The 25,049-nt window shown below is 54.2% G+C and carries 20 protein-coding genes; 12 read left to right on the top strand and 8 right to left on the bottom strand.

Annotated features, from left to right (window positions below):
- The first annotated feature begins 66 nt into the window (after nt 1–66).
- The 3 genes from pckA (at nt 67) to nadS (ending at nt 2,488) form a co-directional block, all read left to right on the top strand.
- Nucleotides 67–1,686, top strand: a complete 1,620-nt coding sequence (gene pckA / locus HVY19_RS01550; RefSeq protein ID WP_181682688.1) for a phosphoenolpyruvate carboxykinase (ATP) — start codon at nt 67–69, stop codon at nt 1,684–1,686.
- A 164-nt stretch (nt 1,687–1,850) separates the two neighbouring features.
- On the top strand, nt 1,851–2,168 hold the full coding sequence (locus tag HVY19_RS01545) for a type II toxin-antitoxin system RelE/ParE family toxin (protein WP_181682687.1): 318 nt from the start codon (nt 1,851–1,853) through the stop codon (nt 2,166–2,168).
- A 23-nt stretch (nt 2,169–2,191) separates the two neighbouring features.
- Complete coding sequence (gene nadS, locus HVY19_RS01540) at nt 2,192–2,488, top strand: NadS family protein (protein ID WP_181682686.1); 297 nt, start codon at nt 2,192–2,194, stop codon at nt 2,486–2,488.
- A 105-nt stretch (nt 2,489–2,593) separates the two neighbouring features.
- Here the strand turns inward: nadS and envZ are convergent, their stop codons facing one another.
- Both envZ and ompR read right to left on the bottom strand, forming a co-directional pair.
- Nucleotides 2,594–3,946, bottom strand: a complete 1,353-nt coding sequence (gene envZ, locus HVY19_RS01535) for a two-component system sensor histidine kinase EnvZ (RefSeq protein WP_181682685.1) — start codon at nt 3,944–3,946, stop codon at nt 2,594–2,596.
- Nucleotides 3,943–4,662 carry a two-component system response regulator OmpR gene (ompR, locus tag HVY19_RS01530; protein WP_001157751.1) on the bottom strand — a complete coding sequence of 240 codons (720 nt, stop codon included), beginning with the start codon at nt 4,660–4,662 and terminating at the stop codon, nt 3,943–3,945. The genes envZ and ompR overlap by 4 nt, the downstream gene beginning before the upstream one ends.
- 226 nt (nt 4,663–4,888) lie before the next feature.
- On the opposite strand from ompR, the gene greB reads away from it, so the two are divergent.
- The 5 genes from greB to feoC all read left to right on the top strand — a co-directional run bounded on the left by greB (nt 4,889) and on the right by feoC (nt 10,959).
- Nucleotides 4,889–5,362: a transcription elongation factor GreB gene (greB, locus tag HVY19_RS01525; protein ID WP_181682684.1), complete on the top strand. Its 474-nt coding sequence runs from the start codon at nt 4,889–4,891 to the stop codon at nt 5,360–5,362.
- An 87-nt stretch (nt 5,363–5,449) separates the two neighbouring features.
- Complete coding sequence (locus HVY19_RS01520) at nt 5,450–7,774, top strand: Tex family protein (protein WP_181682683.1); 2,325 nt, start codon at nt 5,450–5,452, stop codon at nt 7,772–7,774.
- 371 nt (nt 7,775–8,145) lie between these two features.
- Nucleotides 8,146–8,373: a ferrous iron transporter A gene (gene feoA, locus HVY19_RS01515; RefSeq protein ID WP_012908346.1), complete on the top strand. Its 228-nt coding sequence runs from the start codon at nt 8,146–8,148 to the stop codon at nt 8,371–8,373.
- Between the two features lie 18 nt (nt 8,374–8,391).
- On the top strand, nt 8,392–10,713 hold the full coding sequence (gene feoB / locus HVY19_RS01510) for a Fe(2+) transporter permease subunit FeoB (RefSeq protein WP_181682682.1): 2,322 nt from the start codon (nt 8,392–8,394) through the stop codon (nt 10,711–10,713).
- Nucleotides 10,714–10,722: 9 nt separating this feature from the next.
- A complete protein-coding gene (gene feoC / locus HVY19_RS01505; protein WP_181682681.1) occupies nt 10,723–10,959 on the top strand; it encodes a [Fe-S]-dependent transcriptional repressor FeoC in 237 nt (78 codons plus the stop codon).
- Nucleotides 10,960–11,175: 216 nt separating this feature from the next.
- Here feoC and bioH read toward each other — a convergent pair whose 3' ends face one another.
- Nucleotides 11,176–11,946, bottom strand: coding sequence for a pimeloyl-ACP methyl ester esterase BioH (gene bioH / locus HVY19_RS01500; RefSeq protein ID WP_181682680.1), 771 nt, complete (start codon nt 11,944–11,946; stop codon nt 11,176–11,178).
- 37 nt (nt 11,947–11,983) lie between these two features.
- On the opposite strand from bioH, the gene gntX reads away from it, so the two are divergent.
- The 3 genes from gntX (at nt 11,984) to gntT (ending at nt 14,941) form a co-directional block, all read left to right on the top strand.
- Entirely contained in the window at nt 11,984–12,667 is a 684-nt protein-coding gene (gene gntX / locus HVY19_RS01495; protein WP_181682679.1) for a DNA utilization protein GntX, read from the top strand.
- Nucleotides 12,668–12,725: 58 nt separating this feature from the next.
- On the top strand, nt 12,726–13,301 hold the full coding sequence (nfuA, locus tag HVY19_RS01490) for a Fe-S biogenesis protein NfuA (protein WP_181682678.1): 576 nt from the start codon (nt 12,726–12,728) through the stop codon (nt 13,299–13,301).
- 323 nt (nt 13,302–13,624) lie between these two features.
- Nucleotides 13,625–14,941, top strand: a complete 1,317-nt coding sequence (gene gntT, locus HVY19_RS01485; protein WP_181682677.1) for a gluconate transporter — start codon at nt 13,625–13,627, stop codon at nt 14,939–14,941.
- A gap of 97 nt (nt 14,942–15,038) precedes the next feature.
- Here gntT and malQ read toward each other — a convergent pair whose 3' ends face one another.
- Together malQ and malP are read right to left on the bottom strand one after the other, a co-directional pair.
- Entirely contained in the window at nt 15,039–17,135 is a 2,097-nt protein-coding gene (gene malQ / locus HVY19_RS01480; RefSeq protein WP_181682676.1) for a 4-alpha-glucanotransferase, read from the bottom strand.
- A gap of 9 nt (nt 17,136–17,144) precedes the next feature.
- Entirely contained in the window at nt 17,145–19,538 is a 2,394-nt protein-coding gene (gene malP / locus HVY19_RS01475) for a maltodextrin phosphorylase (protein WP_181682675.1), read from the bottom strand.
- A 596-nt stretch (nt 19,539–20,134) separates the two neighbouring features.
- Between malP and malT the strand changes: the two genes are divergently transcribed.
- A complete protein-coding gene (gene malT / locus HVY19_RS01470; protein WP_181682674.1) occupies nt 20,135–22,840 on the top strand; it encodes an HTH-type transcriptional regulator MalT in 2,706 nt (901 codons plus the stop codon).
- Nucleotides 22,841–22,928: 88 nt separating this feature from the next.
- Here malT and HVY19_RS01465 read toward each other — a convergent pair whose 3' ends face one another.
- The 3 genes from HVY19_RS01465 to glpE form a co-directional block, all read right to left on the bottom strand.
- Nucleotides 22,929–23,687: a DeoR/GlpR family transcriptional regulator gene (locus tag HVY19_RS01465; RefSeq protein ID WP_181682673.1), complete on the bottom strand. Its 759-nt coding sequence runs from the start codon at nt 23,685–23,687 to the stop codon at nt 22,929–22,931.
- A gap of 15 nt (nt 23,688–23,702) precedes the next feature.
- A complete protein-coding gene (glpG, locus tag HVY19_RS01460) occupies nt 23,703–24,533 on the bottom strand; it encodes a rhomboid family intramembrane serine protease GlpG (RefSeq protein WP_181682672.1) in 831 nt (276 codons plus the stop codon).
- Nucleotides 24,534–24,608: 75 nt separating this feature from the next.
- A complete protein-coding gene (gene glpE / locus HVY19_RS01455; protein WP_181682671.1) occupies nt 24,609–24,935 on the bottom strand; it encodes a thiosulfate sulfurtransferase GlpE in 327 nt (108 codons plus the stop codon).
- Nucleotides 24,936–25,049: the final 114 nt, after the last annotated feature.

The raw sequence follows: 25,049 nt of genomic DNA, 5'->3' as shown, positions 1-25,049 counted from the left end.
CGCGGTTAACGACCCCAAAAAAACCTTACTATTTCAGGTAATACATATTGGCTAAGGAGCAGTGATATGCGCGTGAAACGATTAACCCCGCAAGATCTCAAGGCTTATGGTATCAACGATGTCCATGAAATCGTCTACAACCCCAGCTATGACACCCTCTATCAGGAAGAGTTAGATCCAACCCTGAAGGGCTATGAGCGCGGTGTGTTGACCGATCTGGGTGCCGTTGCAGTTGATACCGGTATTTTCACCGGACGTTCGCCGAAAGATAAGTACATTGTTCGTGATGACACCACACGTGACACGCTGTGGTGGTCCGACAAAGGAAAAGGTAAGAACGACAACAAACCTCTCACACAGGAAACCTGGCAGCACCTGAAAGGCCTTGTCACCCAACAGCTTTCAGGCAAGCGTCTGTTCATTGTGGACGCGTTCTGCGGTGCAAACGCTGACACTCGCCTTTCTGTGCGCTTCATTACCGAAGTCGCCTGGCAGGCACATTTCGTGAAAAACATGTTCATCCGCCCGAGCGACGAAGAACTGGAAGGCTTTGAGCCTGACTTTATCGTCATGAATGGTGCGAAATGCACTAACCCGCAGTGGAAAGAGCAGGGTCTGAACTCTGAGAACTTTGTTGCCTTCAACCTGACCGAACGTATCCAGTTGATTGGTGGTACCTGGTACGGCGGCGAAATGAAGAAAGGGATGTTCTCGGTAATGAACTACCTGCTGCCGCTGAAGGGTATCGCGTCAATGCACTGCTCCGCCAACGTGGGCGAGAAGGGCGACGTAGCCGTATTCTTCGGGCTTTCCGGCACCGGGAAAACGACGCTTTCCACCGACCCGAAACGCCGTCTGATTGGCGATGACGAGCACGGTTGGGACGACGATGGCGTGTTCAACTTTGAAGGCGGCTGCTACGCGAAAACGATTAAGCTGTCGAAAGAGGCAGAGCCGGAAATCTACAACGCGATTCGTCGCGATGCACTGCTGGAAAACGTCACCGTACGTGCTGATGGTTCCATCGACTTTGATGACGGTTCGAAAACCGAGAATACCCGCGTTTCCTACCCAATCTACCACATCGAAAACATCGTTAAGCCAGTTTCCAAAGCAGGTCATGCCACGAAGGTGATCTTCCTGACCGCAGACGCCTTTGGCGTATTGCCGCCGGTATCTCGCCTGACGGCGAACCAAACGCAGTACCACTTCCTGTCTGGCTTCACCGCCAAACTGGCCGGTACGGAACGTGGCGTTACAGAACCGACGCCGACCTTCTCCGCCTGTTTCGGCGCGGCATTCCTGTCGCTGCACCCGACTCAGTATGCAGAAGTGCTGGTGAAACGTATGCAGGCCGCAGGTGCGCAGGCCTATCTGGTAAACACCGGCTGGAACGGTACTGGCAAACGTATCTCCATTAAAGATACCCGCGCCATTATCGACGCCATCCTGAACGGTTCTCTGGACGATGCAGAAACCTTCAACCTGCCGATGTTCGATCTGGCAATCCCAACCGAACTGCCGGGCGTTGATACCCGCATTCTCGACCCGCGTAATACCTACGCGTCACCAGAACAGTGGCAAGAAAAAGCCACAGCGCTGGCGAAACTGTTTATCGAGAACTTCGAGAAATACACCGATACCCCAGCAGGCGAAGCGCTGGTTAGCGCCGGACCGAAGCTGTAACTCACGTTGCCGGATGGCGGCATAACTGCCTTATCCGGCCTACGGTTTAGCGATATTCACGAGCCCCTTTTCCTTATGGATGGGGGCTTTTTATTTCCCACTCTTTTAAAGTGTACCTAGTACACTTATAATGGATGTTACAATTATCGTACGCAGGATGCGTCATGTTCACTTTCATTGAGCTACAAGGATTCAGTAAACGGCGTCCACTGCTGATGCCTGATGATGAGTTCCGCGCGTTTCAAGAAGTTCTTATAGATGACCCCGAAACGGGCGATACCATTTCTGGTACAGGTGGATTCAGAAAAATTCGTTGGAATCGAGCAGGGATGGGAAAGCGTGGCGGTGTACGGGTCATTTACTATAACGTAACACGTATGGGCCGTATTTATCTTGCGTTAATCTACCCTAAAAATGAACAGGACGATTTAACGGAAGGTCAGAAAAAATTGCTGAAGCAATTATCTGATATGCTTTTGTAACAACAGCACTCTGGGAGAGCAGAATGAAAGACGAACTTTTTGCCGATCTGCTGGCCAGTGCAGAAGAAATGGTACGTATCGAAAAAGGTGAACACACTCCAACACCAGAACACGTACACACATTCAGCGAGATTGATGTGAAAGCCATTCGCGAAGCAACAGGCCTGCGCCAGCAGGACTTCGCCGCCGCCGTTGGTGTAAGTTATGATCTGGTAAAAAGCTGGGAAACCAAAAGACGCCAGCCAACTGGGGCTCCACGCAAACTTCTTTTATTGCTCCAGACCAACCCATTCATCATCAATCAGTTAAAAGCTATCTGAGCTGTGACGCATACCATCAGGATGGCGGCATAACTGCCTTATCCGGCCTACGGTTTAGCGCCATCAGGCATCTAAAGCAAAAGGGAGGCATTCCGCCTCCCTTTTTTACGCTTCTTTTGTCGGCCCCGGGACGCGAGTCACGGGAACTGGCAGCCAGGCACGGATAGAAAGCCCGCCGCGCTCGCTGGTGCCAATTTCCAGCATCCCGTTATGGTTGTCGACAATACGCTGGACAATCGCCAGACCTAACCCCGTGCCGCTGGTACTGCGCGCACTGTCGCCGCGCACAAATGGCTGGAACAGGTGTTTACGCTGTTCAGGCTTGATCCCCGGACCGTCATCTTCCACCTGGAACCAGGCGCGATGCGGCTCCGTACCGCTGCTGACTTTAATCCAGCCATTACCGTAACGGGCGGCGTTCACCACCATATTCGCCACGGCACGTTTGATGGACAGCGGGTGCATTTTCACCTGGATGCTGCCTGGCTGCAGCGCGGTGTCGATTTCACGTTCATAGCCGCTTTCGGCCGCCACGACTTCTCCCAGGACGGCATTAAGATCTGCCATCTCCATCGGCATCTCCTGCCCGGTGCGCAGGTAGTCGATGAACTGTTCGATAATCGCGTTGCACTCTTCAATATCTTTGTTGATGGACTCAGCCAGATAGCCATCCTGCTCGCCCATCATTTCTGTCGCCAGACGAATACGCGTCAATGGCGTGCGCAGATCGTGACTGACGCCTGCCATCAATAACGTGCGGTCATCAGCTAACTGTTTCACCCCGGCCGCCATGTGGTTAAAGGCACGAGTCACCGAACGGACCTCCGAGGCACCGTACTCCCGCAGCGGTGGCGGAATTATCCCCTTCCCGACCTGCAAGGCGGCATGTTCGAGATCGACCAGGGGTCGGTTCTGAATACGAATAAACAGCCACGCCCCCCCTATCGCCATCAGCATAATTGCCAGCGTATAACGGAACAGCGGTGAGAAATCGCCCTGGTGAATCTCCGTTAAGGGTACCCGCACCCAGATGTTGGGTGACAGCCAGGTTTTTAGCCACACTACCGGCGAGCTTTTGTTGACCTCAACGCGCACTTCCGTTGGGCCCCCCAACTGCTGCGCCATTTGGTGGCTTAAGAATTCATAGTGTTGCGCCCAACGCAGCCCGGCTTCTTCTGCGGCCTCATTGGAATAGAGAGAAATTCCCAGCTCACGGTAAATCTCACGACGAAATGCAGGAGGCACCACCAGCTGCGTACCGTCCTCCAGTTGCAGTTTATCGGTCATCAGCATACGGACTTCGTAGGCCAGGACCTTATTAAACTGCTGGAGGCTCGGCAGGATCGCAAAGTTCAGCACCACCAGATAAGTCGTCACCAGGCTGACAAACAGCAGGGTGACGATGAGCAACAGCGTGCGGGCAAATGAACTTCGTGGCGAGAAGCGCATTCGCCTCATGCTTTAGAACCGTCCGGCACGAAGACATAACCCAGACCCCAGACGGTCTGAATGTAACGCGGATGTGCGGGATCTTCTTCCACCATGCGGCGCAGACGGGAAATTTGTACGTCGATGGAACGCTCCATCGCGGAATACTCACGGCCACGCGCCAGGTTCATCAGTTTGTCACGGGAAAGCGGCTCGCGTGGGTGGCTGACCAACGCTTTCAGAACCGCGAATTCTCCACTGGTAAGCGGCATCGGCTCGTCTTCGCGGAACATTTCGCGGGTGCCAAGGTTCAGTTTGAATTTACCGAAGGCAATCACCGCTTCTTCTTGCGACGGAGCGCCTGGCAGTTCGTTCGCCTGACGGCGCAGCACGGCACGAATACGCGCCAACAGTTCACGTGGATTAAACGGTTTTGGAATATAGTCGTCAGCGCCGATTTCCAGACCCACGATGCGGTCAACCTCCTCACCTTTCGCCGTCACCATGATGATCGGCATCGGGTTACTCTGGCTGCGCAAGCGACGGCAAATAGACAGGCCATCTTCACCCGGCAGCATCAGATCCAGTACCATGAGATGAAAAGATTCACGGGTCAGCAGACGATCCATCTGCTCAGCGTTAGCGACGCTTCGAACCTGGAAGCCCTGTTCGGTAAGATAACGTTCCAGCAGCGCGCGCAGACGCATGTCGTCATCTACCACCAGAATTTTATAGTTCTCTTGCATTGTTTGTACTCCCAAAGGTTCGCAACAATTGAAGGTATGTATTCTTAAAAAAGCTTACGTTCGTCACCAGCGAATTCTGGTATGAATTCCAGGCTAAATTGTTACAAAGCATATTTAACAGCAGCTTAAGTATACAATGAAACGAACGGCACATTATTTATTCTGTTAGTAGGGTGACGTAATACGAATTGTGCGCATCGTCACAGACTTAAAGGTAATCAATAAGATGAAAACGCCCCTGGTTACCCGGGAAGGGTACGAAAAGCTCAAACACGAACTCAATTATCTCTGGCGCGAAGAGCGCCCGGAAGTCACTAAAAAGGTGACCTGGGCTGCGAGTTTGGGTGACCGCAGCGAGAATGCCGACTACCAGTATAATAAAAAGCGGCTGCGTGAGATCGACCGTCGCGTCCGTTATCTGACCAAATGCATGGAAAACCTAAAAATCGTCGATTATTCCCCGCAGCAGGAAGGCAAAGTGTTTTTCGGCGCCTGGGTGGAAATCGAAAATGACGACGGTGATACCCGTCGCTTTCGTATTGTCGGCTACGATGAAATTTTCGGCCGTAAGGATTACATCTCCATTGATTCCCCCATGGCCCGCGCCCTGTTGAAAAAAGAGGTCGGCGATCTGGCAGTGGTCAATACACCAGGCGGTGAAGCCAGCTGGTACGTCAATGCGATCGAGTACGTAAAATAGTCCGAGAGCGCCCACCACGACTGGCATTTTGCCGTGCCAGTCCGTATAACTATGCCCTGATATTTACTCAGTAGATGAAACCTATCCATGATGAATGATTCTTTCTGCCGCATTATTGCGGGTGAAATTCAGGCTCGCGCCGAACAGGTCAACGCTGCCGTTCGCCTGCTTGACGAAGGGAATACCGTGCCGTTTATCGCACGTTATCGTAAGGAAATCACCGGGGGTCTGGATGATACACAGTTGCGTAATCTGGAAACCCGACTGGGCTACCTGCGTGAACTGGAAGAGCGCCGCCAGGCCATTCTCAAATCCATTACCGAGCAAGGCAAACTGACCGATGAACTGGCCAACGCCATCAACGGCACGCTAAGTAAGACCGAGCTTGAAGACCTCTATCTCCCGTATAAACCCAAACGTCGCACCCGTGGGCAAATTGCCATTGAAGCCGGACTGGAACCGCTGGCCGACCTGCTGTGGACTGACCCCTCTCACGACCCGGAAACAGAAGCGGCGAAATTTATCGACGCCGAGAAAGGCGTTGCTGATACCAAAGCGGCTCTCGACGGCGCACGCTACATCCTGATGGAGCGCTTTGCTGAAGATGCCGCCCTGCTGGCAAAAGTGCGTGATTACCTGTGGAAGAATGCGCATCTGGTCGCCACCGTCGTCAGCGGCAAAGAAGAGGAAGGGGCAAAATTCCGCGATTACTTCGACCATCACGAACCGATCGCCAGCGTCCCGTCTCACCGTGCGCTGGCGATGTTCCGTGGTCGTAACGAAGGCATATTACAGCTTTCATTGAATGCCGATCCGCAGTTTGATGAGCCACCGAAAGAGAGTCACTGCGAACAGATCATCATGGATCACCTCGGACTGCGTCTGAACAACGCGCTGGCGGATAGCTGGCGTAAAGGGGTGGTGAGCTGGACATGGCGTATTAAAGTGCTTATGCATCTCGAAACCGAGCTGATGGGCACCGTACGTGAACGTGCGGAAGACGAAGCGATTAACGTCTTCGCCCGCAACCTGCACGATCTGCTGATGGCCGCACCGGCTGGCCTTCGCGCCACCATGGGCCTCGATCCCGGCCTGCGCACCGGCGTCAAAGTGGCCGTGGTGGACGGCACCGGGAAACTGGTCGCCACCGACACCATTTACCCCCATACCGGGCAGGCAGCAAAAGCGGCCGTGGTCGTCGCTGCACTGTGCGAAAAATACCATGTCGAACTGGTCGCAATAGGGAACGGTACGGCTTCACGCGAAACCGAGCGTTTCTTCCTCGACGTGCAGAAGCAGTTCCCGAAAGTGACGGCACAGAAAGTGATCGTCAGTGAAGCTGGCGCATCTGTTTACTCCGCATCTGAACTGGCGGCCCAGGAATTCCCGGATCTCGACGTTTCGCTGCGTGGTGCCGTTTCCATTGCCCGTCGTTTACAGGATCCGCTGGCGGAGCTGGTGAAAATCGATCCGAAGTCAATCGGTGTCGGTCAGTATCAGCATGACGTCAGCCAGACGCAACTGGCCCGTAAGCTGGACGCGGTTGTGGAAGATTGTGTGAACGCCGTTGGCGTTGACCTGAACACCGCCTCCGTTCCGCTGCTCACCCGTGTGGCCGGCCTGACCCGCATGATGGCGCAGAATATCGTCGCCTGGCGCGATGAAAACGGCCAGTTCCAGAATCGTCAGCAACTGCTGAAAGTTAGCCGCCTGGGGCCAAAAGCCTTCGAACAGTGTGCCGGCTTCCTGCGCATTAACCACGGCGATAACCCGTTGGACGCCTCCACCGTTCACCCGGAAGCGTACCCGGTGGTAGAACGTATTCTGGCGGCCACCCAGCAGGCACTGAAAGACCTGATGGGTAACAGTAGCGAACTGCGTCATCTGAAAGCGGTCGATTTTACCGACGAGAAGTTCGGCGTACCGACCGTTTCCGACATCATCAAAGAGCTGGAAAAACCGGGTCGTGACCCGCGTCCTGAGTTCAAAACCGCGCAGTTTGCCGACGGCGTAGAAACCATGAACGACCTGCAGCCGGGAATGATTCTGGAAGGCGCAGTCACCAACGTCACCAACTTTGGTGCCTTTGTCGATATTGGTGTGCATCAGGACGGTCTCGTTCACATCTCGTCACTGTCGAACAAGTTTGTGGAAGATCCACATACCGTGGTGAAAGCAGGCGACATTGTGAAGGTGAAAGTGCTGGAGGTTGACCTGCAGCGTAAGCGTATTGCCCTGACGATGCGTCTGGACGAGCAGCCAGGGGAAACGAATGCGCGTCGAGGCGGCGGCAACACCGGGAGCGATCGTCCGGCAGCAAAAGCGGCAAAACCGCGCGGACGTGACGCGCAACCAGCGGGTAACAGCGCGATGATGGATGCGCTGGCAGCGGCAATGGGTAAAAAACGTTAAGACGCGATCCGGCCTGCGCACACTATTGTGGTGTAGGCCGGATAATACGCGTTTTCGTTGTCATCCGGTAATTAATATATTTATCTCTTTATTAACAGTTGCAACTTTATTCAAACAAACAACCCGTAATTATTAATCATTAAATCGTTACATGTGTCTTGAATAATTTTTGAGCCATATCAAAGATGACGCAGATTATTATCTAAACCTACATTCCGTCACATTTCTTCTATTGAAGATAAAAACCATTCTCATTATCATTGTATTGTTGATTATTTAATCTTCCCTTCGTTGGCGAATTACCTGGACTCATGCCGCGCCCCTTGCCCCATGAGCTAATCCTCCAGTTAGCGAGATACAAGTAGGTTCTTATGCAATTTACACCAGATACAGCGTGGAAAATTACCGGCTTCGCGCGTGAAATTAGTCCCGCATACCGTCAAAAATTGCTCTCCCTCGGTATGTTGCCAGGCTCCTCATTTAATGTTGTGCGCGTGGCGCCTTTAGGTGACCCAGTTCATATTGAAACGCGTCGTGTCAGTCTGGTATTGCGTAAAAAAGACCTGGCGTTATTAGAAGTGGAAGCGGTTTCCTGTTAATACAGTGAGTCTATAACGATGAAAAAATTAACCATTGGTTTAATTGGTAACCCTAATTCTGGCAAGACGACGTTATTTAATCAGTTGACCGGTGCACGTCAGCGCGTAGGCAACTGGGCAGGCGTTACGGTCGAGCGTAAAGAGGGACAATTCTCCACGACGGATCACCAGGTCACGCTGGTCGATTTACCCGGTACCTATTCGCTCACCACTATCTCTTCGCAGACATCTCTGGATGAGCAGATTGCCTGTCACTATATTCTGAGCGGCGACGCTGACCTGCTGATCAACGTGGTCGATGCCTCCAACCTTGAACGCAACCTCTACCTGACTCTGCAACTGCTGGAGTTGGGTATTCCATGCATTGTCGCGCTCAACATGCTCGATATTGCTGAGAAACAACAGATCCGCATTGATATCGACGCCCTTTCTGCCCGTCTCGGCTGCCCGGTTGTGCCGCTGGTGTCGACCCGTGGTCGCGGTATTGAAGCGCTGAAGCTGGCGATTGACCGCCACCGTACCAATGAAAACGTTGAGCTGGTGCATTATGCCCAACCACTGCTGCGTGAGGCTGACAGCCTGTCGAAAGCCATGGCGCAGGATATGCCGCAACAACAGCGCCGCTGGCTTGGCCTGCAAATGCTGGAAGGCGATATTTACAGTCGCGCATACGCTGGCGATGCGGCCCAACAGTTAGACGCCTCTCTGGCGCGCTTGAGCGAAGAGATGGACGATCCGGCACTGCACATCGCCGATGCGCGTTATCAATGCATCGCGGCAATCTGTGACGTCGTCAGCAACACCCTAACGGCAGAGCCCAGCCGCTTTACCACGGCCGTGGATAAAATCATCCTCAACCGTTTCCTGGGTCTGCCGATCTTCCTGTTTGTGATGTATCTGATGTTCCTGCTGGCTATTAACATCGGCGGTGCCCTGTCGCCGATTTTTGACGCAGGTTCCGTGGCGCTCTTTATTCATGGTATTCAGTGGATTGGCTATACCCTGCACTTCCCGGACTGGCTGACGATTTTCCTCGCCCAAGGGCTTGGAGGCGGTATCAATACCGTCCTGCCGCTGGTGCCGCAGATCGGCATGATGTACCTGTTCCTCTCCTTCCTTGAGGATTCCGGCTACATGGCGCGCGCTGCGTTTGTGATGGACCGCCTGATGCAGGCACTGGGGCTGCCGGGTAAATCGTTCGTGCCGCTGATCGTCGGCTTTGGCTGCAACGTGCCGTCGGTGATGGGCGCACGTACGCTGGATGCGCCGCGTGAGCGCCTGATGACGATCATGATGGCGCCCTTTATGTCCTGTGGTGCGCGCCTGGCGATTTTCGCCGTGTTTGCGGCGGCGTTTTTTGGCCAGAACGGCGCGCTGGCGGTTTTCTCACTTTACGTGCTGGGCATTGTGATGGCAGTTCTGACCGGCCTGATGCTCAAACACACCATTATGCGTGGCGAAGCCTCGCCGTTTGTGATGGAACTGCCGGTCTACCACGTGCCACATATCAAGAGCCTGGTGATCCAGACCTGGCAGCGTCTGAAAGGGTTTGTTCTGCGAGCCGGTAAAGTGATCGTCATCGTCAGCATCTTCCTGAGCGCCTTCAACAGCTTCTCGTTGAGCGGCAAAATTGTCGACAATATTAACGACTCCGCGCTGGCCTCCGTCAGTCGCGTCATCACCCCAATCTTTAAGCCGATTGGCGTTCATGAGGACAACTGGCAGGCTACGGTCGGTCTGTTTACGGGGGCGATGGCGAAAGAAGTGGTGGTCGGTACACTGAATACCCTGTATACCGCAGAAAATATTCAGGAAGAAGAATTCAATCCGGCGGAGTTTAACCTCGGCGACGAGCTGCTGAGTGCACTGGATGAAACCTGGCAGAGCCTGAAAGACACCTTTAGCCTGAGCGTACTGGCGAACCCCATCGAAGCCAGCAAAGGCGACGGTGAAATGGCAACCGGCGCGATGGGCGTAATGGATGCGAAATTTGGCAGCGCGGCGGCGGCTTACAGCTATCTGATCTTCGTCCTGCTGTATGTACCGTGCATCTCAGTCATGGGGGCGATTGCCCGCGAATCCAGCCGTGGCTGGATGGGATTCTCCATCCTGTGGGGTCTGAACATTGCCTACTCGCTCTCCACCCTGTTCTACCAGGTGGCAAGCTACGGTGAGCATCCGACCTATAGTCTGGTGTGCATCCTGGCGGTGATCCTGTTCAACATTATTGTGCTGGGGCTGCTGCGTCGGGCACGGAGCCGGGTTAATGTGAACCTGCTGGCAACGCGCAAAAGTGCCAGCGAGTGCTGCGCCAGCGCCGCAACCGGCGATTGTCACTAAGGTATAACAATGGCTTCGCTGATTCAGGTACGTGATTTACTGGCGCTGCGGGGGCGCATGGAGGCGGCGCAAATCAGCCGCACTCTGCATACGCCGCAGCCCATGATCGACGCCATGCTGAAGCAACTGGAAACGATGGGAAAAGCGATACGGATCCAGGATGAGCCTGATGACTGCCTCTCCGGCAGCTGCAAAAGCTGCCCGGAAGGCAAAGCCTGCCTGCGTGAATGGTGGGCTTTGCGCTAAATCCCCCCTCCTCTGCCGGATGACGTTACGCTTATCCGGCCTACGTTTTGCGAGAACCTTTCCGTTGAAATGAATCCTTTACACTCAGGACAATTCTTCCTTCGGTACTTCTCGCATGGTTAATGTTTACCAGGTGACCCACTTCCGCCTTCCATTTACCCTCTCGTCATCTTGAATCATTGTTAAAGGTCGTGCTAATGACAACCAGAGTGCGTACTAAAGCCTATTCTTCAACGCCACCAGCGCCTGACAAAACGCATCCGGATGCGAAATAAACGGCGCATGGGCAGCCTTTGCGAAAACCTGAGATTCACTCTGCGGCCACAGTTCATCAAGTAGTGGCACCACATTGCGCGGCACCAGCCCATCCAGATAGCCGTACAGGCGCAGGAAGGGCACCGTCAGTGCTTTCAGCGACTCACGTAAATCAACCGTTTTAAGCATTTCCAGTCCGCCGTTGAGAACATCAACCGGCGGCATCGGTAGCGCCAGCACCGTCTTTTTCAGCGCTCTGGCATCCTGACGCGCAGATTCCGTCCCCATGGTTTGCAGCGCGAGAAAACGCTCGACTGTGCGATGGAAATCTTCACTCAACTGATGCTGGAAGCCCGCCAGCACCTCTGGCTTAATGCCCGGCCACCCTTCACGCGCGCTGAAACAGGGCGATGACGCAACGGTCACCAGAGCCTGAACCCTTTCTGGATGGCTTAGCGCCAGTTGGCTGGCTACCAGCCCACCAAGACTCCAGCCAAGCCAGATTGCTTTTTCTGGTGCCTTTTTCAAAACCTGTTCCGTCATCTCCGCAAGCGTCATGGCACCAAAACCCTGACTGCGCCCAAAGCCTGGTAAATCAACCAGGTGCAGCGTGAAATGCGAGCTAAGTTCCTCGCTTATGCAATGCCATACTTCTGCATTCAGTCCCCATCCGTGCAGCAGCACAAGATGACAATTTCCCGTTCCCTGGGTCTGCCACCAGACATCATTCATCAGTTACTGTTCTCTTTTCGCTAACAAGGATGAATACATGCTATCAGTACCGGGATTATGCTGGCTATGCCGAATGCCGCTGACACTTGGACATTGGGGGATCTGCTCTGCCTGTACACGCGCAGCATGTCGGCATGTGCCACTCTGCCCGCAGTGTGGGTTGCCCGCCGCACATCCCACACTTCCCTGTGGCCGCTGCCTGCGAAAACCACCGCCCTGGCAACGGCTTATCACCGTCAATGACTATGCGCCGCCGCTGAGCAGTCTTATCCATCAGTTTAAATTCGCCCAACAGAGTGAAATCGCGCTGGCGCTTTCTCGCTTAATGCTGTTGGCCGTGTTACAGGCACAGAGGCAAGCGGGTTTTTCGTTACCGGACAGGTTGGTCGGCGTTCCACTCTGGCAACGCCGCCACTGGCGCAGAGGGTTTAATCAAAGCGATCTGCTGTGTCGCCCACTGGCACGATGGCTGAACTGCGCCTGGAATAGCCAGAGCGTGACGCGAGTACGCCCCACAGCCACACAGCATCATCTCAGCGCTCGTCTACGCAAACGTAATCTGAAAAATGCCTTTCGCCTTGAATTGCCCGTAAAGGGACTCCATATGGGGATAGTGGATGATGTCGTCACTACCGGCAGTACCGTCGCGGAGATCGCGCAACTGCTTTTGCGCAATGGTGCGGCGACGGTCCAGGTATGGTGCCTGTGTCGAACCTTGTAGAGCCTCGATGATGGGCGTATTATATCCCACTAAAATAGTCAACTATTAGGCCATTACTATGATCCATATTTCCGATGCTGCACAAGCGCACTTTGCCAAACTGCTGGCAAATCAGGAAGAAGGGACACAAATCCGCGTATTTGTGATCAACCCCGGAACGCCTAACGCTGAATGTGGCGTTTCTTATTGTCCTCCCGATGCCGTGGAAGCAACCGACACTGCCCTGAAATTTGATCTGCTGACGGCTTACGTCGATGAGCTGAGCGCACCGTATCTGGAAGATGCTGAGATCGATTTCGTCACCGACCAGTTGGGCTCTCAGCTGACGCTGAAAGCGCCAAATGCCAAAATGCGCAAAGTGGCTGATGATGCGCCGCTGATGGAGCGTGTTGAATACATGCTGCAGTCGCAAATTAACCCGCAACTTGCCGGTCACGGTGGCCGCGTATCGCTGATGGAAATCACCGATGAAGGTTACGCGATTCTGCAATTTGGCGGCGGCTGTAATGGCTGTTCCATGGTTGATGTCACCCTGAAAGAAGGGATCGAGAAGCAACTGCTGAACGAATTCCCGGAACTGAAGGGCGTACGCGATCTGACTGAACACCAGCGCGGCGAGCACTCTTACTACTAAGTTCGGTATGCCGTTTTGCCCGATAGCGCTACGCTTTCGGGCCTACCTTCTTTCTGGCCTGTTTTCTCCCTTCCTCATCGCCCGCATAATTTGACCTGCCTCTCATATTTTAAATTTTGCCTGCTGGGGTGATTCTCAACCACCTTATGTTACCCGTATCATTCATGTGGGCACCAGACACAAACATCACATCCGACTAAACTAGATAGTTTCACAGGTTAACAGTAATGGTGCCGTTACGTCTCTGTTCTCGGTGAGGACAACTGAAGTTAGACGTCAAAATACTGACGTTACCCATAACAAAATTAAAGGCCAGGTAAATCATGCCATTAGTCATCGTTGCTATCGGTGTAATCTTGTTATTACTCCTGATGATCCGCTTCAAAATGAACGGTTTCATCGCTCTCGTCCTGGTGGCGCTTGCTGTTGGATTAATGCAAGGCATGCCGCTGGATAAAGTTATCGGCTCCATCAAAGCCGGCGTCGGCGGTACGCTCGGAAGTCTGGCGCTCATTATGGGTTTTGGCGCCATGCTCGGCAAAATGCTGGCAGACTGCGGCGGCGCTCAGCGTATCGCCACCACGCTGATTGCCAAGTTTGGTAAGAAGCACATTCAGTGGGCCGTGGTATTAACGGGCTTCACTGTCGGCTTCGCGCTGTTCTATGAAGTGGGCTTCGTCCTGATGCTGCCGCTGGTGTTTACCATTGCTGCGGCGGCGAACATCCCGCTGTTGTATGTTGGTGTACCGATGGCCGCTGCGCTTTCTGTGACCCACGGTTTCCTGCCGCCGCACCCGGGTCCGACCGCTATCGCCACTATTTTCCAGGCCGATATGGGTAAAACCCTGCTGTTTGGTACCATTCTCGCAATCCCGACCGTTATTCTGGCGGGGCCGGTCTTTGCTCGCTGTCTGAAAGGCATTGATAAGCCCATCCCGGAAGGTCTGTACAGCGCGAAAACCTTTACTGAAGAAGAGATGCCGAGCTTTGGCGTCAGCGTCTGGACCTCCCTGGTGCCGGTTGTGCTGATGGCAATGCGTGCAGTCGCTGAAATGGTCCTGCCGAAAGGTCACGCGTTCCTGCGCGTCGCTGAGTTCCTGGGTGATCCGGTGATGGCGACCCTGATTGCGGTACTGATCGCCCTGTTCACCTTCGGTCTGAACCGTGGTCGTTCAATGGATCAGATTAACGATACGCTGACCTCTTCCATCAAAATCATCGCGATGATGCTGTTGATCATCGGTGGTGGCGGGGCGTTCAAACAGGTCCTCGTGGACAGTGGCGTCGACAAATACATCGCCTCCATGATGCACGATACCAATATCTCTCCGCTCCTGATGGCATGGTCTATCGCTGCCGTTCTGCGTATCGCGCTGGGTTCTGCAACCGTTGCGGCAATTACTGCCGGGGGTATCGTGGCGCCGCTGATTGCGACTTCTGGCGTCAGCCCTGAGCTGATGGTTATCGCTGTAGGTTCCGGTAGCGTTATCTTCTCTCACGTGAACGATCCCGGCTTCTGGCTGTTCAAAGAGTACTTTAACCTGACCATCGGCGAGACAATCAAGTCCTGGTCAATGCTGGAAACCATTATCTCTGTCTGCGGCCTGATTGGCTGTCTGCTGCTGGGAACGGTGGTCTGATAGTTGTCTTTATGCCGGATGGCGACGCGAAGCGTTTTATCCGGCACACAAAGCAAGACCATAAAAAAACCCGCCTTTGAAACAGGCGGGTTTTGTTTTACTTCTTCTTCGTGGCCTTCGCTGCCGCTTTTCGCCGCTTATCCAGATCCTTAATCAGCTTATTCACCGAATCATCGGCAAACATCGCTTCAAGGGTTGTCGACAATTTGCGACGCCAGTTCTTGTACTGATAGCTGGTGCCCGGAATATTGACCGGTTCAGCCATATCCAGCCAGTCTTCCGGCTGTAGCCCTAACAGCGCACTGTTACTGTCGGCGATATAGCGCTGCATCCCGCGATTCAGCGTCGGCGTCATCGACATCAGCGAAGCCTTATGCCCGGCGCGCTTTGGCAGACAGCCATACTTATGCAGCGCGTCGAGGAGCCCCTGCTTCGCCAGTTCGCGATCCTGATACAGACCGCGCAGCACCACTTCATCAGGATACAGTCCCAGCGTTTTGCCGAGCGTCAGATCGCCGCTTTCCCAGTAGCCTCTGAGCGTAGGAAGGTCATGCGTCGTCGCGACAGCCATTGATTGTTCCGGGTACGCTTTCGGCGCACGGTAGTTCTTCTCATGGTCATTCTCAAAGTAGAGGACTTTATACGAATACACACCGCTGCTGCGCAGCTTACCGACAATCTCTACCGGCACGGTACCCAGATCTTCTCCGATCACCATACACTGATGACGCTGGCTTTCCAGTGCCAGAATCGACAGCAGGTCGTCAACCGGATAGTGAACATACGCGCCGTGGTCGGCGGTTTCCCCATACGGGATCCACCACAAACGCAACATGGACATCACGTGGTCAATTCGCAGCGCGCCGCAGTTCTGCATATTGGCGCGCAGCAGTTCGATAAACGGTTCGTAGGCTCGCGCAGTGATGATATGCGGATCCATCGGCGGCAGGCCCCAGTTCTGCCCGAGTGGGCCGAGAATATCCGGCGGCGCACCCACGGAGGCTTTCAGGCAGTACAATTCGCGGTCGCACCACGTTTCCGCACCGCCTTCCGCCACGCCCACCGCCAGGTCACGATACAGGCCAATCGGCATGTCGAAGCCCTGACAGGTTTCCCAGCAGGCGGCAAACTGGCTGTAGGCCAGCCACTGCAGCCAGAGGTAGAAATCCACCTCGTCGCGATGGGTTTCACAGAACGCCTTCACCTCCGGCGTGTCCACCGACTGATACGCTTCCGGCCAGACCGGCCAGCCCCAGCGCAGTTCATCTTCTTTTACCTGTTGGGCATGCAGAGCATCAAACGCAGCCTGCCAGTAGAGGCTCTCGCCCTCCTGCGCCACGAATTCACGAAACGCCGCCATTTGCTCATCATCGCGCCCGGAAAACCCTTTCCACGCCATACGCAGCGCCGCCATTTTCAGCGCGGTCACGGTAGCATAATCAACCCAGTCGGCTTTACGCGCCTGTTGCAGCGTCTGCTGCGTCGTTGGCATCTTCCACCATGCCTGCGCCTCTTTGCTCAGGTGGAAATCTTCAACCGCGTTGACGTCGATATAAATAACGTTCAGCCAGCGGCGCGAAGAGGGGCTGTAAGGACTGGCGCTTTCTGGATTCGCCGGATAAAGCGCGTGGATCGGGTTCAGACCAATAAACGACCCGCCGCGTTTTGCCACGTCCGTCAGCATCGATTTAAGATCGCCGAAGTCGCCTATTCCCCAGTTACGTTCAGAACGCAGCGTGTAAAGCTGCACACAGGCGCCCCATAGCTTTTGCCCGGTCAGCAACGCCTGCGGCTCATAGCAGCGCTTAGGCGCGACGATGATGCGGCAGTGGCTCCGCGTCTCCCCCTGCCTCAGCGTCAGCGTGTGGTAGCCTAGCGGCAGCTTCGCCGGCAGGTTAAACGCCTTCCCTCCGGTGGCGTGACCTTTGAATTGCTCCCCCTCTTCCGTCGTCAAAAGCCACTCAAATTCACCGCTACCCTCTACTGCCAGTGGCATCTTTTTCCCGGCCGTATAGACCATGACGTTTGGCACAGGCGCTACCGCCACCTTTAGGGTAGGGGCAGAGCGGTGCATCGCGTCGAGCAAACGCCGCTTGGTTTCGGCACCAATTGACTGCGGCTTGCCGTGGGCATTGATATAATTGGGACTGATCCCCGCCGCCAGGGCGGCATTATCGAGACGTTTGCTATCCATCGCGTTCCCTTAGCGTTTTGCCTGCCAGATACGGGTCTGGTAATCACGGATCGAGCGATCGGAGCTGAACATGCCGCAACGCGCGGAGTTCAGGATCGCCGCACGCGTCCAGGCGTCCTGGTCACGGTACAGCACATCAACCTGTTTCTGCGCTTCGACGTAGGCAGCGAAATCCGCCATCACCAGGTACGGATCGCCGCCCTGCTTGCCGATACTGTGCAGCATCTGGTCGAAGGCGTGCTTATCACCGTCGCTGTACTTCCCGCTTTCCAGCTCTTTCAGCACCGCATCCAGCACTTTATCTTTCTTACGCCATTTCACCGGGTCGTAGCCCTTGGCCTTCAGCGACTTCACCTCTTCCACGGTATGACCAAAGATAAAGATATTCTCGTCACCGACCTTTTCGGCGATTTCAACGTTGGCCCCGTCCAGCGTCCCGACGGTTAGCGCACCGTTGAGCGCCAGCTTCATGTTGCCGGTACCGGAAGCCTCTTTGCCCGCTGTGGAGATCTGCTCGGAGATATCCGCCGCCGGGATCAGCAATTCCGCCGCCGATACGCAGTAATCCGGCAGGAAGACCACTTTCAGCTTGTCGCCAATCTTCGGATCGTTGTTGATGACCTCAGCAACTTTATTAATTGCATAGATAATATTCTTCGCCAGGTAATAGCCCGGCGCCGCTTTCGCTCCAAACAGGAACACGCGCGGAACGCGGTCAGCCTGTGGGTTTTCACGAATCTCTTTGTACAGCGCCAGAATGTGCAGCAGATTGAGATGCTGACGTTTGTACTCGTGCAGACGCTTAATCTGAATATCGAAAATCGCCTGCGGGTTGATGTCGATGCCGGTACGCACTTTTACGAATTCGGCCAGGCGAACCTTGTTAGCCTGTTTGATATCGCGCCAGGTTTGACGGAATTTCGCGTCGTCAGCGTACTTCTCAAGGTTGATTAACTGATCGAGATCGTTCGCCCACTCTTTCTTCAGCGTTTTATCAAACAGCGCGGCAAGCGCCGGGTTGCACTGTTTGATCCAGCGGCGCGGGGTGATGCCGTTGGTGACGTTATGGAATTTGTTCGGCCACAGCTGGTGGTATTCCGGGAACAGATCTTTCACTACCAGGTCGGAGTGCAGCGCTGCCACGCCGTTAACCGCAAAACCGCTCACCACGCACATGTTCGCCATGCGCACCTGTTTGTCGTGAACCACCGCCAGCTTCGCCCAAACCTGCTTGTCGCCAGGCCAGGTCTTATCCACCAGCGTCTTAAAGCGATCGTTAATCGTTTTGATGATCTGCATATGACGCGGCAGCAGGGCTTTAATCAGCTTCTCATCCCAGCACTCCAGCGCTTCCGGCATCAGCGTGTGGTTGGTGTAAGCGAAGGTTTTGGTGGTGATCGCCCAGGCGTCATCCCAGCTCAACTGATGCTCGTCGAGCAGCACGCGCAGCAGTTCCGGAATCGCGATGGTCGGGTGTGTGTCGTTCAACTGGATAACTTCGTAATCCGCCAGTTCACGCAGTTTGCGCCCGGCAAGATGATGACGACGCAAAATATCCGCGACGGAACAGGCACACTGGAAGTACTGCTGCATCAGGCGCAGTTTTTTTCCCGCCGTATGGTTGTCGTTCGGGTAGAGCACTTTGGTCAGTTTATCGGCGTCGATGCCCTGCTGCTCTGCACGCAGGAAATCACCGTCATTGAATTTAGTCAGGTTGAACGGATGGGCATGCGTCGCCTGCCACAGGCGCAGCGGTTGCGCGACGCCGTTACGATAACCGAGCACGGGAAGATCCCACGCCTGGCCCGTAATCACAAAACCCGGCTCCCAGCGACCGTCTTTAGTCACCTTACCACCAATGCCAACCTGAACATCCAGTTGCGCGTTATGACGGAACCACGGATAGATCCCGCGATGCCAGTCATCCGGCGCTTCCTGTTGCTGGCCATCGGCAAAAGATTGGCGGAACAGGCCGTACTGGTAGTTCAGGCCATAACCGGTCGCGGACTGGCCCACGGTGGCCATTGAATCAAGGAAACAGGCTGCCAGACGACCAAGGCCGCCGTTTCCTAACGCCGGGTCTATTTCCTCTTCCAAGAGGTCGGTCAGACTCACGTTATGCGCTTTCAGCGCATCGCTCACGCCTTCATACCAGCCCAGATTGAGCAGGTTGTTACCGGTCAGTCGACCGATCAGGAACTCCATCGAGATGTAGTTCACATGGCGTTGGTTTTTCGCCGGTTTCGCCGCAGGTTGTGCGTTCAGCAATTCCGCCAGCGTGCCGCTGACCGCTTGCCACCATTGATGAGAGGTCATTTCTGATGCAGATGCTAAACCGAAGCGCTGCCACTGACGTGTCAGGGCCGTTTGAAACTGATCTTTATTGAAAGTTGGCTGTGACATAGGAATTCCTGATCCTTTGGTAATCGTACAACGTTATCGCTAGTTTGCCTGGCTCAATGTTGACCTTCCTCATCCCGTTGGGGATTAGGCGGGGAGGAGTGGTAGGGATGAGCGTAAAAGTGTGATCGCCGCCACTCAAAGGTAGCGCAATCGCGCAGAAATCGGGCAAAAAAAGCATGACAAGGAGAAACGAAAAAGCCCGTGGAATATGGCAAGGAAAGGGCGAAGAAAAAATGTGTTAATGGGGAAATAGTTTCTAACCTGAAATATCAAAAAGATATCAGAACATTCGCGCTAAATTATATCCAGGTCACATTTAAACTGCGCTTTCTTTAAAAAAAGCAATAACCTTGTGAATGAAGCAGCATTATTTACCACATGCGCACTTCCTCACCAGGCCAGACGGCATGCGCCTTGCGCCAGATTAAAAGCAAATTTTTCTTTAGTTATTTAGATTTGTGACAGAGTGCAAATTCAGACACACAAAAAGTCCGCTTAACTTGCATTAAAAAGCTTTCTGGCCGAACTTATATCTATTAATTACGAAGCGCAAAAAAAATCGAAGTCCCCCATTTTTCCACAGTGAAGTGCTAACTATGTTGATTCCGTCCAAACTAAGTCGTCCGGTTCGACTCGACCATACGGTGGTTCGTGAGCGCCTGCTGGCTAAACTTTCCGGCGCGAACAATTTCAGGCTGGTCCTGATCACGAGCCCTGCGGGTTATGGGAAAACCACCTTTGTTTCGCAATGGGCAGCCGGAAAAAATGAACTCGGTTGGTATTCACTGGATGAAGGTGATAACCAGCAAGAGCGTTTTGCCAGCTATCTGATTGCTGCCATCCAGCAGGCCACCAATGGCCATTGCACCACCAGCGAAGTCATGGTGCAAAAACGGCAGTATGTCAGCCTGACCTCGCTTTTCGCACAGCTCTTTATTGAACTGGCTGAATGGCACCGCCCGCTGTTTCTGGTTATCGACGACTATCATCTGATCACCAATCCGGTGATTCATGAATCTATGCGCTTCTTCCTGCGCCACCAGCCCGAAAATCTGACGCTGGTGGTGTTGTCGCGAAATTTACCGCAGTTGGGGATCGCCAACCTGCGCGTGCGCGATCAGCTGCTGGAGATTGGTAGTCAGCAGTTGGCATTTAATCATCAGGAAGCCAAACAATTTTTTGACCGCCGTCTGACATCGCCAATCGAAGCCGCTGAAAGCAGTCGAATGTGCGATGACGTGGCGGGCTGGGCGACCGCTTTACAGCTAATCGCATTGTCCGCGCGGCAGAATAATAACTCTGCACATCAGTCTGCTCGCCGTCTGGCGGGTATCAATGCCAGCCACCTTTCCGACTATCTGGTCGATGAAGTCCTCGACAGCGTGGATCTTAGTACGCGTCATTTTTTGCTGAAAAGCGCGATTCTGCGCTCTATGAATGATGCACTAATCGTCCGCGTGACCGGTGAAGAAAACGGCCAGATGCGTCTGGAGGAGATCGAGCGTCAGGGGCTTTTCCTGCAAAGGATGGACGACACCGGCGAATGGTTCAGCTATCACCCGCTGTTTGGTAGCTTCCTGCGCCAGCGTTGCCAGTGGGAACTGGCAACCGAACTGCCTGATATTCACCGCGCCGCCGCCGAAAGCTGGATGGCTCAGGGCTTCCCCAGCGAAGCTATCCATCATGCCCTGGCGGCAGGCGATGCCCACATGCTGCGCGATATTTTGTTGAACCACGCGTGGGGGCTGTTTAACCACAGCGAACTGGCGCTGCTTGAAGAGTCTTTAAAAGCGCTACCGTGGGAAAGCCTGCTGGAAAGTCCCCGTCTGGTGCTGCTCCAGGCCTGGCTGATGCAGAGTCAGCACCGCTATAGCGAAGTGAACAACCTGCTGGCCCGCGCCGAGCAAGAGATCAAAGGGGTGATGGACGGCACGCTGCATGCGGAATTTAATGCGCTGCGCGCTCAGGTCGCCATCAACGATGGCAATCCCGATGAAGCAGAGCACCTGGCGAAACTGGCGCTTGATGAGCTGCCAATTGCCCTGTATTACAGCCGTATAGTCGCGACTTCAGTTCTTGGAGAAGTCCTGCACTGCAAAGGCGATCTGTCCCGTTCGCTGACCCTGATGCAACAAACCGAGCAGATGGCGCGACATCACGATGTCTGGCACTACGCGCTCTGGAGTCTGATTCAGCAAAGTGAAATTCTCTTTGCCCAGGGCTTTTTACAGGCCGCATGGGAAACCCAGGAAAAAGCGTTTCAGTTGATTAAAGATCAGCATCTGGAGCAATTGCCGATGCATGAGTTTCTGGTCCGCATCCGTGCGCAACTGCTATGGGCATGGGCGCGTCTGGATGAGGCCGAAGCCTCCGCACGTAGCGGAATGGCCGTGCTTTCTGCCTTCCAGCCGCAACAGCAGTTACAGTGTCTGGCACTTCTGGTGCAATGCTCGCTGGCGCGCGGTGACCTGGACAACGCTCGCAGCCATCTTAACCGTCTGGAAAACCTGCTCGGCAACGGTCATTACCACAGTGACTGGATCTCCAATGCCGATAAAGTACGGGTCATTTACTGGCAGATGACGGGTGACAAAAACTCCGCCGCCAACTGGCTGCGTCACACGCCAAAACCAGAATTTGCCAATAACCATTTCCTGCAAAGCCAGTGGCGCAACATTGCCAGGGCGCAGATCCTGCTAGGCGAGTTTGAACCCGCTGAAATCGTACTGGAAGAGCTGAATGAAAACGCGCGCAGCCTGCGCCTGATGAGCGATCTGAACCGTAACCTGCTGCTGCTTAACCAATTGTACTGGCAGGCCGGACGGAAAAACGACGCCCAGCGCGTATTGCTTGATGCCCTGCAACTCGCCAACCGCACCGGTTTCATTAGCCATTTCGTAATAGAAGGTGAGGCGATGGCGCAGCAGCTACGCCAGCTCATTCAGCTTAATACCTTACCGGAGTTGGATCAGCATCGCGCCCAGCGTATTCTGCGGGAAATTAACCAGCATCATCGCCATAAGTTCGCCCATTTTGATGAAGGATTTGTTGAACGTCTGCTGAACCATCCAGAAGTGCCAGAGCTTATCCGCACCAGTCCGCTGACGCAGCGCGAATGGCAGGTGCTGGGGTTGATTTACTCTGGCTACAGCAACGAGCAGATCGCCGGCGAACTGGCCGTGGCGGCCACCACCATCAAGACGCACATCCGCAACTTGTATCAGAAGCTCGGCGTGGCACACCGTCAGGACGCGGTACAGCACGCGCAGCAGCTGTTGAAAATGATGGGCTACGGCGTGTAATCCTGCCCGGTGGCGCTCCGCTTACCGGGCCTACAAAACCACAATCCATAGGCCGGATAAGGCGAAGCCGCCATCCGACAAAAAAACCTCAGCACAGCTCTAACTGAATATGGTGATCCGTAATGACCTGGAGCACGCCCGCAGGCGGAAGCGTATCGGTATACACCGCGTCCACCAGGCTGATACTGCCCATATTCACCATCGCGTTACGACCAAACTTTGAGTGATCGACCACCAGCATAACGTGGCGGGAATTCTCAATAATCGCGCGCTTGGTCCGCACTTCGTGATAGTCGAACTCCAGCAGGGAGCCGTCGCTGTCGATACCGCTGATCCCCAGAATGCCAAAGTCCAGACGGAACTGTGAGATAAAGTCGAGCGTGGCTTCGCCAATAATTCCGCCGTCACGACTGCGAAGCTCGCCGCCCGCGAGAATAATGCGGAAATCATCCTTCACCATCAATGTGTTCGCGACGTTGAGATTGTTGGTCACAATACGCAAATTGCTGTGGTCGAGCAGCGCATGTGCCACGGCCTCTGGGGTAGTACCGATATCAATAAACAGCGTCGAACCGTTAGGGATTTGAGTCGCGACCTTACGTGCAATGCGCTCTTTTTCCGCCGTCTGCGTGGCTTTACGATCGTGCCAGGGCGTGTTGACCGAACTGGACGGCAACGCCGCGCCGCCATGATGCCGCAGGATCATGTTCTGATCGGCCAGATCGTTGAGGTCCCGGCGAATTGTCTGAGGGCTCACGGAGAAATGTTCAACCAGTTCTTCTGTGCTGACGTATCCCTGTTTTTTTACCAGTTCAATGATCGCGTCATGTCGTTGTGTTTGTTTCATTGTTGTTCCCTGGAATTATGTTCGTTTTCGCGCGTGTAGCGAATCAACCAAAGCCATCGCCAGACCGACCGCCAACCCGGCAACATGCGCGCCGTTAGCCATCGACATCCCAAACAAATCAAACCATCCGGCGACAATCCAAATGAGTGCAAAAATAATTAACCCACGCTGAAGGAAGATGCCGCTTTGCGGATCGCGCTCGCCACGGAGCCACACGTAGCCCATCAGCGCATACACCACGCCAGACAACCCACCAAACCACGGGCCGCTAAATTTGTGTTGCACATAGCCGCTCAGCAGCGCGCTGATGACAGTTATGACAATCAGTTTTCCGCTGCCCAACCGCTTTTCCACCGCGCCGCCCAGATACCACCACCAGAGCAGGTTGAAGAGGATGTGCATCAGCGAAAAGTGCATAAAGGCATGGGTGAAATAGCGCCAAAGCTCGAATTTTAACGACGGATCGAACGGCCAGGCCAGCCAGACCATCACGGTCTGATCGCCAACAATTTGCATGACGATAAACACCAGCACGCAGGCCGCCATGATCGCCCAGGTGACAGGCCCCGCCCGTTCACGCAGGGTGGCTAAAAAGGGAAAACGTTGATAGCGCAGCCCGCTACCGGTATGTCCGGACTGCCAGCTCGCCGCCAGATAGCGCGGATCGCCGGGGTTTTCCAGAAAACGCGCTAACTCCGCCTGAACGCGCTCCGCCTGGGATTCATCCGCCAGCCAGACATCGCTTTGCTGATGCTGTTGAATGGTCAGGATAACGCCCTGCGTTGCCATATAATCGACAAACGCCTGCGCCACGCGGGGGTTAGCAAAAGAGGTAATCATCAACATTGTTGCTGTCGCTTATCCCACACAAAAAAAGACAGTATATAGGCCCTTCCGCATTCAGGCTGCATCTTTGTTGGTTTACGCACCGTGCGCTACTTCAGCAGGGAAATGGCGATGCCAGGCGTCAAACCCCCCGTCCACACTGTAAACCGCGTCATAGCCTTGTTGAAGCAGATATTGCGCCGCGCCTTTACTGCTGTTGCCGTGATAGCACATCACCATCACCACAGTGTCAAAATCATGATCGCGCATAAACGCGCCCAACGTGTCGTTGGTCAGATGAAACGCCTGCGGGGTGTGTCCCATGGCAAAACTTTGCGGATCGCGGATATCAACCAATACGGCCGCGCCCTGGTGCAGCTTCTGATGCGCTTCTTCGACATTAATACATTCAAACTGATCCATATCTTCTCTTCTTTCTTATGCAGGTAACCCATTTTAACGCTCAGTGTACGTCGCGACGGTCAGTAAACACCATAATGTTATATGTATCACTGTAAATTGTTTATTCGATGTTAC

The sequence above is a fragment of the Citrobacter sp. RHB25-C09 genome, from assembly GCF_013836145.1.
Classification (GTDB): domain Bacteria; phylum Pseudomonadota; class Gammaproteobacteria; order Enterobacterales; family Enterobacteriaceae; genus Citrobacter_A.
This window is presented reverse-complemented; position numbering and strand designations above follow the sequence as displayed.

Excerpts from the sequence above, each read along its gene's own strand:
- pckA (WP_181682688.1), top strand. The coding sequence starts at position 67 with ATGCGCGTGAAACGATTAACCCCGCAAGATCTCAAGGCTTATGGTATC.
- HVY19_RS01545 (WP_181682687.1), top strand. The coding sequence starts at position 1,851 with ATGTTCACTTTCATTGAGCTACAAGGATTCAGTAAACGGCGTCCACTG.
- nadS (WP_181682686.1), top strand. The coding sequence starts at position 2,192 with ATGAAAGACGAACTTTTTGCCGATCTGCTGGCCAGTGCAGAAGAAATG.
- envZ (WP_181682685.1), bottom strand. The coding sequence starts at position 3,946 with ATGAGGCGAATGCGCTTCTCGCCACGAAGTTCATTTGCCCGCACGCTG.
- ompR (WP_001157751.1), bottom strand. The coding sequence starts at position 4,662 with ATGCAAGAGAACTATAAAATTCTGGTGGTAGATGACGACATGCGTCTG.
- greB (WP_181682684.1), top strand. The coding sequence starts at position 4,889 with ATGAAAACGCCCCTGGTTACCCGGGAAGGGTACGAAAAGCTCAAACAC.
- HVY19_RS01520 (WP_181682683.1), top strand. The coding sequence starts at position 5,450 with ATGATGAATGATTCTTTCTGCCGCATTATTGCGGGTGAAATTCAGGCT.
- feoA (WP_012908346.1), top strand. The coding sequence starts at position 8,146 with ATGCAATTTACACCAGATACAGCGTGGAAAATTACCGGCTTCGCGCGT.
- feoB (WP_181682682.1), top strand. The coding sequence starts at position 8,392 with ATGAAAAAATTAACCATTGGTTTAATTGGTAACCCTAATTCTGGCAAG.
- feoC (WP_181682681.1), top strand. The coding sequence starts at position 10,723 with ATGGCTTCGCTGATTCAGGTACGTGATTTACTGGCGCTGCGGGGGCGC.
- bioH (WP_181682680.1), bottom strand. The coding sequence starts at position 11,946 with ATGAATGATGTCTGGTGGCAGACCCAGGGAACGGGAAATTGTCATCTT.
- gntX (WP_181682679.1), top strand. The coding sequence starts at position 11,984 with ATGCTATCAGTACCGGGATTATGCTGGCTATGCCGAATGCCGCTGACA.
- nfuA (WP_181682678.1), top strand. The coding sequence starts at position 12,726 with ATGATCCATATTTCCGATGCTGCACAAGCGCACTTTGCCAAACTGCTG.
- gntT (WP_181682677.1), top strand. The coding sequence starts at position 13,625 with ATGCCATTAGTCATCGTTGCTATCGGTGTAATCTTGTTATTACTCCTG.
- malQ (WP_181682676.1), bottom strand. The coding sequence starts at position 17,135 with ATGGATAGCAAACGTCTCGATAATGCCGCCCTGGCGGCGGGGATCAGT.
- malP (WP_181682675.1), bottom strand. The coding sequence starts at position 19,538 with ATGTCACAGCCAACTTTCAATAAAGATCAGTTTCAAACGGCCCTGACA.
- malT (WP_181682674.1), top strand. The coding sequence starts at position 20,135 with ATGTTGATTCCGTCCAAACTAAGTCGTCCGGTTCGACTCGACCATACG.
- HVY19_RS01465 (WP_181682673.1), bottom strand. The coding sequence starts at position 23,687 with ATGAAACAAACACAACGACATGACGCGATCATTGAACTGGTAAAAAAA.
- glpG (WP_181682672.1), bottom strand. The coding sequence starts at position 24,533 with ATGTTGATGATTACCTCTTTTGCTAACCCCCGCGTGGCGCAGGCGTTT.
- glpE (WP_181682671.1), bottom strand. The coding sequence starts at position 24,935 with ATGGATCAGTTTGAATGTATTAATGTCGAAGAAGCGCATCAGAAGCTG.